The sequence below is a fragment of the Nostoc sp. ChiVER01 genome, from assembly GCF_034531155.1.
Taxonomy (GTDB): Bacteria; Cyanobacteriota; Cyanobacteriia; order Cyanobacteriales; family Nostocaceae; genus Nostoc.
In genome coordinates, this window is the sequence record NZ_JAVRBS010000006.1 from 246,127 (window position 1) to 262,735 (window position 16,609).

General features: G+C 40.8%; 10 protein-coding genes. 5 read left to right on the top strand and 5 right to left on the bottom strand.

The window, feature by feature from the left end; translation table 11 throughout:
* Nucleotides 1–652 precede the first annotated feature (652 nt).
* Nucleotides 653–976 carry a DUF1815 family protein gene (locus tag RMY00_RS11095; protein ID WP_322647585.1) on the bottom strand — a complete coding sequence of 108 codons (324 nt, stop codon included), beginning with the start codon at nt 974–976 and terminating at the stop codon, nt 653–655.
* 138 nt (nt 977–1,114) lie between these two features.
* Nucleotides 1,115–1,624, bottom strand: a complete 510-nt coding sequence (locus RMY00_RS11100) for a gluconokinase (protein ID WP_322647629.1) — start codon at nt 1,622–1,624, stop codon at nt 1,115–1,117.
* 913 nt (nt 1,625–2,537) lie between these two features.
* Between RMY00_RS11100 and RMY00_RS11105 the strand changes: the two genes are divergently transcribed.
* The 3 genes from RMY00_RS11105 (at nt 2,538) to RMY00_RS11115 (ending at nt 8,749) form a co-directional block, all read left to right on the top strand.
* Complete coding sequence (locus tag RMY00_RS11105; RefSeq protein WP_322647586.1) at nt 2,538–2,975, top strand: response regulator; 438 nt, start codon at nt 2,538–2,540, stop codon at nt 2,973–2,975.
* Between the two features lie 356 nt (nt 2,976–3,331).
* On the top strand, nt 3,332–7,567 hold the full coding sequence (locus tag RMY00_RS11110) for a chemotaxis protein CheB (RefSeq protein WP_322647587.1): 4,236 nt from the start codon (nt 3,332–3,334) through the stop codon (nt 7,565–7,567).
* 972 nt (nt 7,568–8,539) lie between these two features.
* A complete protein-coding gene (locus RMY00_RS11115; protein WP_322647588.1) occupies nt 8,540–8,749 on the top strand; it encodes a hypothetical protein in 210 nt (69 codons plus the stop codon).
* A gap of 267 nt (nt 8,750–9,016) precedes the next feature.
* On the opposite strand, the gene RMY00_RS11120 is transcribed toward RMY00_RS11115, so the two are convergent.
* The 3 genes from RMY00_RS11120 to ruvC form a co-directional block, all read right to left on the bottom strand.
* Complete coding sequence (locus tag RMY00_RS11120) at nt 9,017–10,057, bottom strand: chemotaxis protein CheB (RefSeq protein WP_322647589.1); 1,041 nt, start codon at nt 10,055–10,057, stop codon at nt 9,017–9,019.
* A gap of 250 nt (nt 10,058–10,307) precedes the next feature.
* Nucleotides 10,308–12,593, bottom strand: coding sequence for an NACHT domain-containing NTPase (locus RMY00_RS11125; protein ID WP_322647590.1), 2,286 nt, complete (start codon nt 12,591–12,593; stop codon nt 10,308–10,310).
* Nucleotides 12,594–13,676: 1,083 nt separating this feature from the next.
* Nucleotides 13,677–14,168: a crossover junction endodeoxyribonuclease RuvC gene (ruvC, locus tag RMY00_RS11130; protein WP_322647630.1), complete on the bottom strand. Its 492-nt coding sequence runs from the start codon at nt 14,166–14,168 to the stop codon at nt 13,677–13,679.
* A 174-nt stretch (nt 14,169–14,342) separates the two neighbouring features.
* Here ruvC and RMY00_RS11135 point away from each other — a divergent pair, with 174 nt between their 5' ends.
* Nucleotides 14,343–15,713 carry a gluconeogenesis factor YvcK family protein gene (locus RMY00_RS11135; RefSeq protein WP_322647591.1) on the top strand — a complete coding sequence of 457 codons (1,371 nt, stop codon included), beginning with the start codon at nt 14,343–14,345 and terminating at the stop codon, nt 15,711–15,713.
* Nucleotides 15,714–15,789: 76 nt separating this feature from the next.
* On the top strand, nt 15,790–16,245 hold the full coding sequence (tsaE, locus tag RMY00_RS11140) for a tRNA (adenosine(37)-N6)-threonylcarbamoyltransferase complex ATPase subunit type 1 TsaE (RefSeq protein ID WP_322647592.1): 456 nt from the start codon (nt 15,790–15,792) through the stop codon (nt 16,243–16,245).
* Nucleotides 16,246–16,609 lie beyond the last annotated feature (364 nt).

Here is a 16,609-nt window from a genome sequence, read left to right on the forward strand (position 1 = left end):
ACGGATTTCAATCTCAAAAAGGTTATTACAATGTGTTTTTGCCAAGTTATTACAATATGAGCTAAGTCTAAAAAATTCAGACATAACCTAGTACTACTGCTAGTTTTGGCAACTTAAACTACTTTCAAATGTTTCTAATAATGTGATATAATTTAAGCTAGTGCTATTAATTGCTCTAAATTAGATGGTTTCTTTTTAAAGCAAAACAATATACGCTACACTACCTCAACAAATCACATTGTTGGCGAAACTATATTTGGAAGTGTGTAAGCTAAAAAGAGCTTTTAATCAAACTTACTAGAACCTGATTTTATCAAAATTGGAAATTTGTATTTCCTTTTAGATTGTTTTAGTTTAACCTGCATTACTGCAAATATGATTCCGGTTTATTGAACTTTACAAATCAATAAAACTATTCTTATCTCTATGTGGTTAATATTTCACTACTAGAGAATTTGCAAAAATTAAGTAATGTTTAGCTCAACTCGAATTAAGTAAAATTAATACTATAGGAGTAAAAAATCTGATTTTAAATCTATCTTATAGGAGTAGAAGAATATAGCCGTTACCATATATGAAAATCATTTTGTCTTTTTTTGAGAACTAACTAAAAGTGGAAAGTTAATGTTTTGTCAACCTTAGTTAGGAAGTGTTAATTTGTCAATTGTATAGTATGAGAATACTTGACAATATTAGCTAACTCTTGTAACTGGTTTATGGCTTCTGCACCCTCTAACTTCATTAATTCGCGATCGTCCCATAACTCCATCCAAGTAATCCCATAATCAGACACTAAAAACCGAATCAGGTGCTTTTCTCCCAGGCTAACCATAAATGAAGCACTCTGCATTTGGTCACCGCATGTATAACAAGACGCAGTATAACCACGCCCATCAAGGGTAATTGTCAAGGCTTGCAAGTTCATTACCAAGTCTTGAATGAATTCCTGATGTTGTTGCGCTAATCTTAGAAACACTTATTTTCTCCTACCACTCCAGTTATGTGGTTACTTTTAAAATTTCTTTAGATTTACATCTGATGTAATTTGGTTGCTAAAAGTTCGTGTTTTCATAAAGATGTGATTAATCTTAATCTTCCGGTTATAAGCAATAAACTAAATTCTTAAAGCCGTTTTAATATTTTGGACAATAACCTGGGGTGGTTGTGCAACATCCATAGATATGGTGTTTAATGGTTCTTCAAGAGTATCAAACTGGCTGTTGAGAAGTTTTTCGCTCATGTAATGATTGCTACGCTCTTGCAACCGTATTTGAATCAACTCATAAGACCCTTTAAGATAAACTAGCTTGATGCGTTCGCCCTTGGCGTTGGCGGAGCCATCGCTATCCAATACCAAAAATTGCCGATAACTGTCTTTTAGAGCCGAACACGCCAGCACCACATTTTTATTTTCTTGCAGCCAATGTTTTATGGCTGTTTGCAAATCTTGTAACCAAGGCATCCTGTCAGCTTCACTCAGAGGGATACCCCGCCGCATTTTCTCAACATTCTCTGGCGAGTGGAAAGTGTCAGCATCACTAAACTCCCATTCTAACGATTCTGCTAGCAGTTTTCCTATAGTGGTTTTGCCAGAACCCGATACACCCATTAGGATAATAATCATTGACTGCTTAATCATAATTTTTCTTCAAAAAAGTTAAGTTATTGAAATGGAGGCTGAATTTAAATACGGTTTGGATAAGACTTGATCCCCCAACTCCTCTTAAAAAGGCTTGCTCATAATGGCTCTATTTTCCCCTTTTTAAGGGGGGCTAAGAGGGATCTTTAAGGACTATGCACCTAAACCAAACCGTATTGGGCTGGATTTAAGATTTCTTTCCATACAACATGTAAGTCGAAGTCGCAAGTGCAAATTTTATAAGAGAGACTGAACTCATCTATAAAAACCAAGTATATATTTAGGACTTACGTAAAAACTCTCTCAAACTCTTATTCCTACCCTTCAAGAACGCTAAGGGCGAACGTGTCCTTTGCGTCCTTTGCAATTCGTTTTTTCATAATTTTGCATAAGTTCTAGTATTATTGAAAGTTGTTTTAACTACTCCCGAACGATATAAAAACTCTACTTCTTTAGACATAATTAATAATTGTTGCTAGTAGTTACTAGGCATCAGAATAATTTGAATGTTTATTTTAATAAAAAATCTTGCTAAATTTATACAAAATATACAACTTATACATTATCTAAAACCTCAGCTTTAACAATAGGATGTTAAAGTAAAAAGTGTTAATAAAAATTATTTTTATGTATCAAATAGATAGTTGAAATTAGCAATGCTGCCATGAAAGCTAGTATCTGTAGGGTAACTAGAAAAAATAAATTATCCAATTTAATGTATTGCGTAAGCAATACGGTTCGGTTAAAGGGAAAAGGGGAAAGGTTTTGAATACATCCTTTACCCTTTTCCCCTTACCCTTTCCCCAGACCACAAGGAAAGTAAAAAATGCTTATCCGAACCGTATTGATTACGTAAGGACATTCTAAAGCTCAAAAAAACCTCAATTTGAAAAATTTGATGTATAAAAATAATCAATTTCCTACTAATCCTTCATCCCTAGAAGGGCTACGAGTACTGCTTGTAGATAATGATGTCAATTTCTGCAATTCGTTGATGCCGATGTTGCAATCCTATGGTGTAAGTGTGCAAGCGGCATTTTTAGGACAAGCTCTGGAAATATTTGTGCAATGGCAACCTGATGTTCTCTTAAGCGATATTTCCACGCCAAATGATGATGGCTATGCTCTGATTCAGCAAGTGAGAACACTTACGGGAGAGCGAGGCAAAGTAGTACCAGCGATCGCTCTAACAAACACTGTAACAGAAGATATGTATCAACACGCTCTTTTAGCTGGGTTTAGTCTATGTTTTGCTAAACCCGTAGTTGTTGATGATTTTGTTGCGGTACTTGGCATTTTAGCAATTGCTAATAATCCTCATCCTCATGCTAACTAGCTTTAATGAATGTCTTAGATATAGTAGTCTAACTCTTTAGAAGTAATGATATGGATCATTTATTTGTGGAGATAATTATTTTTAAACCGCTATTAATGAACTTGATAAAGGATAAGATTAATCTCACGAATTATCAAATGTCTATTTTAACTCAATTAGTTTTGCTTTTAAGTAGTGGAATTATTGGTATTGGATTTATTCTAGTTTCTTATTTATTGGCACTGATTTGGATTTAGGAAACTTAGATTGCTTATTTAACTTGTATTTAAACTATTATTATATACAAGGCAAGTATGTAAACTGCTCTAAAATTCAAACTGAATCTGCCAAATTATTGCAGTCCAAAACTTCATCCTATGACATCCGATCAAGCCTCTGACCAACCTGTATCTGAATCTACCGCTAATGATGCGTTCGACGTAGAGCAACAAGATAGTGCAGATGCTTTATTTCCTATCGTTGGTATTGCCGCCTCTGCGGGTGGATTAGAGGCGTTTACGGAGTTGCTCAAATATTTGCTTACCGATACAGGGATGGCATTTGTGCTGATTCAACACTTAGACCCTAACCACAAAAGTCTGTTGAGCGAGATTCTGGCAAGAGAAACTCAAATGCCCGTCATTGAAGTCCAAGACGGCATAAGTGTAGAACCTAACAAAGTCTACGTTATTCCGCCTAACACAAAGATGATCTTATCTAGTGGAGTGTTGCAACTCACGCCGCGAGAGAAAGTTCAGGGTAAATATATGCCTGCTGATGCGTTTTTTAGTTCGTTGGCAGCAGATCGAAAGCACAAAGCGATCGCAGTGGTTTTATCTGGAGCTGATGGAGACGGTTCACTAGGGCTAAAGGCAATCAAAGCAGCCGGAGGCGTGACTTTTGCTCAGTGCGAAGACACAGCAAGATTCGATAGTATGCCCAATACTGCTGTTGCCGGTGGGAATGTTGATTTTATTCTGCCGCCTCAAAAAATTGCCGAAGAACTGATAAACCTCAGTCGCAATCCTTTTATTTCTGAATCATTATCAGTGATTGCGGTTGAGAAGCTGCCGTCCGAACAGGGTGATGCCCTTGCGACTATTTTTATGTTATTGCGATCGCTAACTAGCGTTGACTTTAGCCACTACAAGCCCAACACCCTCGATCGCCGAATCCAACGCCGAATGCTGTTGTATAAACTAGAACGCTTGCAGGATTATGCCAAGTTTTTGCAAGAAAATCCGAGTGAAATCAGAGCGCTCTATGAAGAAATTCTGATCCACGTTACCTATTTTTTCCGCGACCCCGAAGCATTTCAACTGTTAAAAGAGCAAGTCTTTCCCACTATCATCCAAAACAAATCAGTAGAGTTGCCGATTCGGATTTGGGTAGCTGGGTGTTCCACGGGCGAAGAAGTCTATTCCATCGCCATCTCCTTGCTGGAGTTTTTGTCGGATAAAATCACCCCGCCGCCAATCCAGATTTTTGCCACAGACATCAGCGAGATCGCGATTGACAAAGCAAGATCGGGCATTTATATAGAGAATCAAATGGTAGAAGTCTCACCAGAGCGCCGCCGCAGATTCTTTAATGCTCTTGAAGGCGGTGGGTATCAAATTAGTAAAGCTGTCCGCGAACTGTGTGTGTTTGCTCGACAAGACTTAGGTAGCGACCCCCCTTTTTCCAACTTAGATTTAATTAGCTGCCGGAATGTACTGATTTACTTAGACGAAACGTTGCAAAAACGGATATTGCCCATCTTCCATTACAGTCTCAACCCGACTGGCTTTTTGCTGCTAGGGACTTCAGAAAGTACTGGTAAATATTCAGAGTTATTTACTCAGATAGATAAAAAGAATAAAATCTATGCCAAAAAGCTAACTGCAAATCGTCCAATTCTATCGTTCGTTACCAGCAATTATCCGATCACAAAAGTGGACGAACCGAAGCTGACCAATGAGAATCCATCAAATGAGTTTGATTTAGAGAAAAAAACTGACCAACTGATTTTGAATCACTATGCCCCAGTGGGTGTAGTAATCAACAACAAAATGGAAGTGCTGCAACTTCGGGGAGAAATCGATCTCTACCTAAAACTTTCACCTGGAAAACCGAGTCTCAACTTATTTAAAATGGTGCGCCAAGGCTTGCTTGTAGAGCTACGCGCCACAATTTATCAGGCACAACGGCAAAAAACTCTAGTTAAAAAGCAAGGGTTACGAATTGAAGAGGGCGATCTTTCAAGAATCATCAATGTTGAGGTAATTCCATTCAAGGGTTCCACCGACGAAGAATCCTACTTTGTGGTTTTATTTGAAGAAGCCCCACCTGTAGTTAAGAATCTCAACGCGGTAAATCCTGAGAGCCTTGAGCAGCTAAACTTAGAGCAGGAGATTGTTCGGCTAAGGCAAGAACTCGCAAATGCCCACCAAGAGAAGGCTGCGACTCAAGAGTATCTGCAAGCGGTGATCCAAGATCAAGAGCACATCAATCAAGACCTGAAAGTTGCTAATGAAGAAATCCTCTCCAGCAATGAAGAGTTGCAAAGCACCAATGAGGAGCTAGAAACTGCTAAAGAAGAGATTCAAGCAACCAACGAAGAACTCAACACAACCAATGAAGAACTTCGCTCTCGAAATCTGGAATTACACCAAGTTAACAACGATCTGACGAATTTGCTTGCCAGTATCAATATTCCTATTTTGATATTGACTTCGGACTTACGGGTTCGACGTTTTACGCCAATGGCGCAACGGCTTTTCAATTTAATTCCCACCGATGCTGGACGACCTTTGAGCGATATCAGAGCGAATCTGAATATTCCTGATTTAGAAGCTCTAATTTTAGAGGTACTTGACACACTCGGCATTAAAGAATTAGAAGTCCAAACCTTTGGGGGACATTGGTATAACCTCCGCATCCGTCCTTATCGCACCACAGAAAACCAGATTGACGGAATAGTGTTGGTGTTAATAGATATTGATGGTCTTAAACGCAATGCCACAAGCTTAGAACAAGCCCGGAATTACGCTGAAGCGATTGTGGAGACGGTACAAGTGCCGTTAATCGTGCTTGATTCTAATTTGCGAGTGAACAAAGCCAATCGCTCGTTTTATGAAACATTTCAGGTTTCACCATCAGAGACAACGCAATCTCTGATTTTTGAACTAGGGAACGGTCAGTGGAACTTACCTGGACTACAACAGATCCTAGAAGACATTCTCGCCAACGATACCACTATTCAAAACTTGGAGGTAGAGCATCGTTTTGAGCAGATAGGGCAGAAAACTATGCTGCTTAATGGTTGGAAAATTGCTCAACAGGGAGAGAGCCAAAAGATTTTGCTAGCGATTGAAGATATTAGCCATCGCAAGCGGTTTGAGTTAGAGCGAACCGAGTTGTTGGCACAGGAGCAATCAGCCCGTCAAGAGGCGGAAAATGCCAACCAAGCTAAAAATGAATTCTTGTCGAACTTGTCCCATGAACTTCGTAACCCGCTTAATACTATACTCGGCTGGGCGCAACTCGTCCGCACCCGTGATTTAGATTCTTCAGCAGTCGCTCGTGCCTGGGAAGTGGTGGAGCGGAGTGCTAATGTGCAGGCTCAGTTAATCGATGATATGCTGGATCTCTCACGAATTACGAGTGGAAAGCTTCATTTAAACACTCGTCTCATCGATCTAGTCTCAGTAGTGAATGCCGCCATTGAGTCTATCCAATTTTCCGCAGAGGCGAAAGGTATTCAAATTGTTTCACAGTTGAACTCGGCGATAGTTGTCGGAGATTTTGACCGTTTACAGCAAGTTATGTGGAATTTACTTTCTAACGCGATTAAGTTCACTCCAGCCGATGGGCGAGTGGGAGTTATGCTCGAAGCTGTATATAGTCACGCCGAGATTCGAGTCAGCGACACAGGAATTGGCATCTCGGCAGACTTGCTGCCGTATGTATTTGAGCGCTTCCGTCAAGGAGATTCCAGCAGTAGCAAAACGAGTCAGGGGCTTGGATTGGGCTTGTCAATCGTTCGTCATATTGTCGAACTTCACGGTGGAACAGTTCAAGCGCAAAGTCCAGGCCAAGAACTAGGAACCACAATTATCATCAGGCTGCCTCTGCGCTCAATGCCGCCGGAGATTACACCGCCAACTTATTTAGAGCCGAGCATTTTATCTGAGACTCCAGATTCATTAGATGGTAAAAATTCATCCCTTACCCTTGAAGGGTTATGCATCTTAGCTGTAGACGATCAAAAGGATAGCCGCGACTTAATCCAGTGGATGTTAGAAGATTTCGGGGCTGAAGTAGTGGTTGTTACATCGGCAAGGGAAGCGATCGCGGCTCTAACTGAATCTCCTGGCAGATATGATCTGCTTCTAGCAGATATTGGGATGCCAGAGGAGGATGGTTACTCGCTAATTCGTCAGGTTAGAGAGCTTGAAACTGAAGCCGAGCGACAAATTCCAGCAGCAGCAATCAGTGCTTATGTCACCGAGCAAGAACGGCAAAGGGCGATTGATGCTGGTTTCCAAATACATCTAGCTAAACCGATTCAACTGACTGAATTGGTATTGATGATTGCAAATTTGAGTGGACGAATCACAGATAATTCGTAATGACGCCCGAATACTCGCTAACGTAATTCGTAATTGTGGGTACTGTTATCAAATACAGCAGATTGCGCTCTAATCGAATAGATGTAGAGACGCAATACTACTCGGTTAAGGTGCATAGTCATCAGAGATCCCCCTTAGTCCCCCTTAAAAAGGGGGAAAATAAGGCATTTTTAGCCCCCCTTTTGAAGGCTACGGTGTATACACAAGTCTGAACTGGCTCAATAATCTGGGTTTTACCCCACCCTAACCCTCCCCTTGTAAAGGGGAGGGAACAAGATTTTCCGGTTTCCCCCCTTTACAAGGGGGGATTAAGGGGGGTAATTCGACTTGTGTATACACGGTAGCCTTTTGAAGGGGGGTTGGGGGGATCGACTCTTAACCGAGCAGTATTGTGTAGAGACGTAGCAGTGCTACGTCTCTACAAGGTTTTGGGTTTTATATATGTACTTCATTTACCTGAAATCTGCTGTATAGCAATACAACATTTGATTTGTAAAAATGTGCGGTGTCCAAATTCCCAACTTCTTTGAGGAGTTAGGGAACTAATTTTTTATAAAAGACTTGTGTTCTGCACGAACGCACTTGTGTTCTGGACGAAAGCACTTGTGTTCTGGACGAAAGCACTTGTGTTCTGAACGAAAGCACTTGTGTTCTGGACGAAAGCACTTGTGTTCTGGACGAAAGCACTTGTGTTCTGAACGAACGCAATTGTGTTCTGCACGAACGCACTTGTGTTCTGCACGAACGTAATTGTATTCTGCACGAACGCAATTGTATTCTGCACGAACGCAATTGTATTCTGCACGAAAGTGCTTGTGTGTTTGAATTACGTATAAATTGTTTAATCTGCATCTAAAACATTCACAAAGTTATAGATGCAGATTAAACATCTTTACTTAAAAAGATACAAAACATATTTAATTCATTCTATTAAAACAGAAGGTATCAACTATGAATTGAGGAGTTTTACGCATGACTGCAACCTTTATAAAGCTGCCTAAGTTTCGTAATATCCAATGGGTGAGCTTTGTTGGTGGAGAAGGGATTGTACGGAGCTACAAACCTGAATCTGGCACATGGACGTATCTCATTGAGATGGCATTAGGGCTAGAGCCTGACTTTGGCAGAGTTGGTGCAGAAACGATGATACTCCTCACTGAGGCAGATTTGCAGACGATATAAGCAGACTTTTTACAACCTAGTACTGCAAGGTGGAAGTCACCCTTCGGCTGCGCTCAGGGTAAAAAAGTCACCCTTCCCTACGGGACGCTAGGCGTAGCAAGATCCACGAAGTGGTACGGCTGCGCTCAGGGTAAAAAAGTCAAAAGTATTATGGAATAAGCTCTTTAGGAATTTTAAATGGTTGCTCTACTACGCCGTGGCGTACTAGTATTCCTTAAGATTTTGGATTTTTATAGCGATAGTGATTAAAGAAGGTTCAGCCTCCAGCTACTCCGGCTGTTCTTCCTCTATTGCGGCAATAGTTCGTTTCGTGGCAAAGCCATTGAGAATGATATCTCGAATTAAAGATACCTCCTTATCTAAATTTATTGCATGATCTTCATATTTTGTTGCAGCACGAGTTAAATTATAGTTTCTCATCCGTTCTGCCATTTGACGCGAGAATGTAACCTTTTCCTCCATTACTCGCACAGCCGACCACAGCGCATTTTCAAGATTCTGAGTTTGCTCTGCCAGGAACACACTAGCTGTAAAGGAATGCCCCGTGTGACAGCGAAACCGTAGCGGCTCTCCTTTGCCAATTTGCCAGATGCTGCCGTTGCATTCAGGGCAGGTGTAAGTCGTTCGAGTCCCGATCGCTTCTACACTCTCTAAAAACTCTTGGGTATTCATCTGCTGTTCAGCAATCTTGGATTCAATTTCGATCTCTTCAGTCACGGGGTATGCCTCCTCCTTGGCGGCGGGTTCTTTTGACAACTGCACTAGCAAGTCTGGGATTTCTGCAAGGGGCAAGCAGTAATCGACCTTTACATACCGCAAGGCGCTCTTTGCCATGCTGGGGTATTCTGCTTCCTTCGGGTCTTGAACGATCGCCACTCCGCCCCGTTTCTTGATTGCCTGCAACCCCACCGTGCCATCATCAAGATAGCCGGTGAGTATCACGCCTACCACCCTTGTACCATAAGCGCGGGCAGCTGAACGAAATAACGCATCGATCGCGGGGCGAAAGCGGTTTTCTTGAGGCCCACGCACGACACGCATTAAGCCTTGGTTGACTAACAGGTGATAATCGGGGGGTGCAATATAGATTCGCCCGGTTTGAATTGGCTCTCCATCTACCGAGTGAGATACTGGTAGAGAGCATATATCTGTAAGAATTTCGGGGAGAATGCTGGGCTTGTCTGCTGGGAGGTGCTGAACAATGAAGAAGACAGCATCAATGTCAGCAGGCACAGCACCCAAGATTACGCCCAGTGCTTTGAGTCCGCCTGCCGAAGTCCCAATAACAATAATCTTGTGTCCTAGCATAGATACCTTTTCTTAGCAAATAAAAGCTGCTCAATGTTATCTATGTCTTCTAAATAATTAAACATCTTCTAGTATGAAAATGCCTGTTGGAGAGGGGTGATTCAAGAATTTTTGCAATAGTCTAATGAATATTAAAGCCTCATTAATGGAGTTCCGAGCCTCATTAATGAATATTAAAGACTCATTGTTGCATTCTAAGATATATCTCCTCTCCCACCCCTGCCCCCTGCCCCCTGCCTCATCACAATCCCTACCATTCCCGCTTGGAGAGTTCTTTCATCGGCAACAACAAACCGGCTTCAATCTCCTGCCGCACAACGTCTGTGATTTCACAGTTGCTATTAAGGCAATCGATAAGTAACTGATTGGCATCGTAATATTGTTGCAATACTTGCTGTTGCTGTGGGCTGAAGTGCCAGTGATGCTGAATTCGATGCTTGGCGATCGCAGTTTTTAACTGTTCTATCCAAGCAGGATAACTTGTTTGCCACCATGTCTGAATCCTTTCTCTACTTTGTTCTGGATCGGGCAGTAGGTCTTTAAGTTCTTGTAAAACTTGATGTAAGCCAGCATCTTGAACAATTGCTAAAGCACTACTCAGAGCATCATTGCACCCATAGACATTGGTAAAATTAGATTCGCATTCCTTTACTAGGTTATCTAATGCCGCATCCAAAAAAATATCTTGATCGAAGATGCAGACAAGGGCAAAGTACGGGGTAAGGTGAGGAGTCTTAGCAAGAGCAAGATAAAACGCCCGAATTGCAGCAGGCACAGGAGCAGCGACAGACTTTTGACTTGTCCAAGTTAAAAATTTTTGCAAATATGGATCTTGAGCCGCTAGCGCATCAATTTCTTGCTTCATCAACAGTACCAAAAAATCTGCATTCCGTAGCATGGCAATCGTTAACAAAAAGATTTCACGCCATCTGGGTTCAGTAATATGAGTCACCAGACGTTCTAAGGGTTGTTTTAATGCTTGTAAATTATAACTGGCAACGATTTTTCGAGCAGTCAGATATTCTTGAAACGTCAAATAAGAGAAAGAGAAAATCCCCCGCACTCGTTCTGCTAGTAATCCATGTTGCAACTCTATCGCCTGAAGTACCCCTTCACTATCTAATTCCAATTCCTCTGGTTCTGTAGAAGCATTCGGCAAATCACCGATATAATCGCTAATGTGTTGTTCAACAATGCGTTGTTCAAAAAAGTAATTACCCTGCTCAAATGTCGCGCTAGCAACTTGACTCAGCAACTTAAGTTTTTGTGGTAATGAAAAACCTTGGTATACTTCATCCCGCTCAATTGCTTTAGTTTCGTCCCATTTACCCAGGAGCAGGTCTAAACACTGCTTATAAAAAGCAGATTTTTGGGTTGGAAATTTGTTCTGGTGATGAAAAACCCAGCAGGCGAGATGCAAAAACAAGGGAGTGATAGCAAGTCTTTGAAATTGTAAATTTTCGGGTAAATCTAGTTTCTCAATAAACTCAAATGCCTGTTCTTGTTTATTCTCAATGTTCGTTTTCGTAACTGCTGTAAACCACTTCTGAGCAAAAGCAACAATTTGATCTTGACTAAAAGGGGCAATTTCAACATCTGTAAAGCGTCTGAGGTTCAAAGCTTTAGCTGCCGTGCGGCAGGTGACGACAAACATATTTTTTTGATACTTTTCAGATAGTCTGCGAATCTCATTGACGACACCCTTACTCTGTTGATGGAGTACTTCATCTAATCCATCCAGCAAAAGCAATACTCTACCTGACAACAACAAAGTTTCCAGTACAGATGGATCTGAAATTCCACAGGTGAGGAAGTCTTCGCAAATATAGTTCAGTAAATTGAACTCTCCTGCAACTCTCGTTTTGTCGGCAAAATCTCTTAAGGTGACAAAAATAGGAACCCGATTTGCTGCAAATCTCCCTCGGTTGCATTGAATCGCCAGATGTTGTAAGAAAGTGGTTTTACCTGTTCCCGGTTTACCCAACACCCGCAGCTTTGAGTAAGTTTGAACTGCTGTGATCCCCGCTATTTGTGTCTGAGATACTTCACCTAAACCAAAGCGGTCAAATTCTTTTGATGTAAAGTTTTGCAAATCAGCAAACTCTAACCACTGAAGGCTGGCAATCTCCTCCAAAATGTTGACATCGATGTAAATGTCGTCGATTCTAACGGGGCGAGTAACATCTAATAACTGCAAAGTGCCGCACTGGTCTTGAATTTTGTCGAAGCGTTGCGATTGCACTTGTTGTACTAGAGCATCAATATCTAAAAATTCAGCATTACCCAGTTCTTTTGATTCAGAGAATTCTTCTGGAGAATTAGCCGCAATTTCCCGCCAATTCAACGACAACACAGAACAAATGTCTATAAAAATATGACGCTCAACAGGACGCCCAGTAAAAAACCGCCAAATTGGTTGGCGAGTCTTTAAGTTGACTTCAAGAGCTAAATTATCTTGTGTCCACCCCTTATGAGCGAACGCTTTTTTGGCTTGTTGAATCCCGGCGAGGGATGCTTGGAGCGATCGCTTAACCATAGAAGCTTATACACATCAAATAATAATTCTTCCAGTTGACATTATTGCAACATACAGTTTTGGAACTACTTAGAAAATAAGTAAGCTATTTTAGCTATTTTTAAATGTTAATGATTTGTTTCAAGCAGCTTCAGCCAATATCTTATAATTGCATTGTTTCAGTAAAATATAAAAAATTAGTATTTTTTGCAACTTTGTACTGAATCTTAGAGAAAGTTTTTGTATATATAATACCTTTAGTGGTATGGCAAGCTTAAAATTTATGTACGATTAAGTACTTGTAATTATTGTACCACTTCTGTTAAGTGTACTTGTGTATCAAGTTAGATTGTTATGATCAATATTTAAATAAGTGAGATTAAACTGGTGATTTAAAGGTTTACCTGCCGACATAAGCCTTAGATTCTCAAGTCCTTTTATTGTGTTGTTAGCTGGCTTTTAAACATAATTCACTCTCAGATACATGAGCAAGGCAAACGCATTTGAAATATAATATTTTTACTATTAATTTCAATAGTTATAACGTTTTATTTTTAAGAATACTTATTAAGCAAAATCTTTACTGACAATAAATAATACATACGCAACCTCGCCAAAATAAGAAACAATACACTTCAGTTAAGCCCCAAATCCAATGCAAGAGACGTTGCAATTGCTAGTCTCTACATACCCAAAATCAATACCAAAAATCCTTAACCCAAGCGTATTAAAATAAGAAATTGAATTTCGTGTCAATGGTGGAGTTCGGCGTGAGCGCTCAGTCTAACGCTCAATAGACCTCTTGCAAAAGTACTTTTTGCAAGAGGGGAAAAAGGGGTTCATGTTAAAGGGGAAGGGGATAATACAGAACCTTTCCCCGTTCCCCCTTACCCTTTTCCCGACTTATGCAAGAAGTCTAATAAATGGTAAAACACCACACTAAATTGAAAATTTGGTGCAAAACTATCAATGCTGGATCGAAATCCCTCACTGATAGCGCAGCGTTAGCGTACCACTCCGTGGAAGCAAGCTACGCGTAGCGTCTCGTAGAGAGGAACGAGCGTCGCATCTTAATTCTGACAAACTTTATTGTCTTTTTACAATCTACAGCTGGTAAGAAGCCGTCAAAGCCACCGCCAAAGCATCCGCAGCATCATCTGGCTTAGGAATATGATCTAAATCCAACTCCCGCGCCACCGCTTCTTGCACTTCCGACTTATCGGCATTGCCATACCCTGTTAAAGCTTGTTTAATTTGAGCAGGAGTATACTCTACATAAGGAAGACGACGTTGGCCCAATACTAAAATAACTATACCCCGCGCCTGTGCAACCAGTATTGTACTTGACATCCGATAGAAGAATAGTTTCTCGATCGCAACCAAATCTGGTTTAAATTCCTCAATCACGGTGTGTAAATCATCAAACAAGGTACATAAACGCAGTCCCATTTCTACATCTGCTGAGGTTTTTATTACCCCAAAATCCAGCATATTTACTGTAGTCTCTGGTATCTTGTTAGGAGTTTGTATGCAGCTAATTGCCCCAAATCCTAAAATTGCCAGTCCTGGATCTAATCCTAAAATTCGTTTTTCTATTAAATTCATTTTTATCAAGCTAAGGTATTGTTTAACTAGGAATACTGGCAATTTTGACCACTTGCTCTTAGTCTAATGGAATAGACAAATATAATAGTTTCACGCCAAGTGTTTTAAACCAAGTGGTGTAAATTTTTTGTTAGTTATTGTTTGTAGCACTGCTGTAAATCAGGTATGTCAATTGGTTTTCTCAGACAAGTCCTCAACGCCCTGCAAAAGCAGTCGCGCTCTCGTACTTCCTATCGTGTTAACCAGTGGTTCAAATGGTTATCCCCTGGACTATCGGTAAAACGTTGGTTGTTAATCAGTATTGGGGGTGTACTGCTGGCGAGTTTGGGGTTAGCTATTTGGATTAAGTTGACCCCAATTTTTTGGATGATCGAGTTTTTTAGGAATCTTCTGGGAGTAATCACCAACATTTTACCCAACTATGTTAGTGGGCCTTTGGTGCTGCTTGGCGGCTTGCTGTTAGTGCTTTGGGGGCAAACTCGCACTGTCGGCTCAATTACTAAAGTACTAAGAGCAGAAGGGGGAGAGGAACTCATTGATGTTTTACTGGCCCATCATCGATTGTATCGAGGCCCGAAAATAGTGGTAATTGGTGGTGGTACGGGACTTTCTACGTTGTTGAGAGGACTAAAAACCTACAGCGCTAATATTACTGCTATTGTCACTGTTGCCGATGATGGTGGATCTTCTGGGCGGTTGCGTCAAGAATTTGGAGTGTTACCACCAGGGGATATTCGCAATTGTTTGGCTGCATTAGCAGATGAAGAAAAGTTATTAACAGAATTGTTTCAATACCGTTTTCGGGCTGGAGATGGGTTAACAGGTCACAGTTTTGGTAATTTGTTTTTAACGGCAATGAGTGATATTACTGGAGATTTAGAACAAGCAGTTGCAGCCAGTTCTAAAGTGCTAGCAGTACGGGGACAAGTACTACCAGCAACTCTTAGTGATGTTCGTCTCTGGGCAGAATTAACCGATGGTCGCCGCATTGATGGGGAGTCTAGCATTCCCAAGGCTGGCGGTAAAATTGTCAAAATTGGTTGCATTCCAGCTAATCCTCCAGCAGTACCAGCAGCTATTAAGGCAATTAAAGAAGCTGATTACATTATTATTGGCCCAGGTAGCCTTTATACAAGCCTGATTCCTAATTTATTAGTACCAGAAATTGCCGATGCGATCGCTCAAACAGATGCTCCCCGTATTTATATCTGCAATATAATGACTCAACCAGGAGAAACTGAAGGCTACACTGTTGCAGATCATATCAGAGCAATTGATGCTGCTTGTGGAGAAAGGCGGCTATTTGATGCTGTACTAATCCACAAAAAATCCCCGTCGGAGCAATCACTCATCCGCTACGCCGAACAAAACTCCCATCCCGTTTTCCTGGATAGAGAAGCCGTAACTCAGCTTGGACGAAGGATTGTTCTAGCTAATGTTTTGTATGAAGATGAAACGGGTGTTATCCGTCACAACCCGCAGAAACTAGCACAAGTGTTGTTGCGGTGGTATGGTAAAGGTCATCACGGTAAGTAGTCATTTGTCATTTGTCATTTGTCATTTGTGAATAACCAATGCCCCATGCCCCATGCCCCATGCCTAATGACTAATTATGAAAATTTTTCTTGCAGATACAGAAGCGACTCTACGCTTAGGTATTACTCTCGGTGAATCCCTAACTCCTGGCAGTGTAATTTTACTAGAAGGTGATTTAGGTGCTGGTAAAACTACCCTAGTTCAAGGTATTGGCAAAGGTTTGGGAATCACTGAACCTATTGTCAGTCCCACTTTCACCCTGATTAATGAGTATACGGAAGGACGCCTGCCCCTTTATCACCTAGATTTATATCGCCTAGAACCACAAGAAGTTGCAGCCCTGAATTTAGAAAGTTACTGGGAAGGTGTTGAAGTCATACCAGGAATTGTGGCAGTTGAATGGGCAGAACGATTGCCTTACAAGCCAAATAGCTATTTAAGTGTAAGCTTGATTTATGGGAATGAGGGCACTCGTCAAGTGGAACTCATCCCATTCAATTGTGCCATTAGCGAAGTTATTGCCGCGATTTAAGCTGATCTCCCGACTTAGGTACGAGAATTGTCACTTTATTAATATGTAATACGAGAAAATTTTTGCAAACAGTCGAGGGAGAACTCCACACTCGTTCTATCTGCCACTACCACGCTCACCACTGTAAATTACTAACATTGTTATCTTAACCTAAAATAAATTAAAAAATTTTGTAACAGCAGCTTTATTGCTGCGATAATCAGTTAAAAACTGATTTAGATGGTCTATAAATAAAGAAAATGTAAACTGTTGTTGGGTTAAATAAGAGTTTTTACAAAACTTAGTCAGCTTGGTTTTACCCGATTGGTTCTTTACTGTCATTAAAAGAACAAATCTGGATTATTTAGCAGCCAAAGCTAGTAGA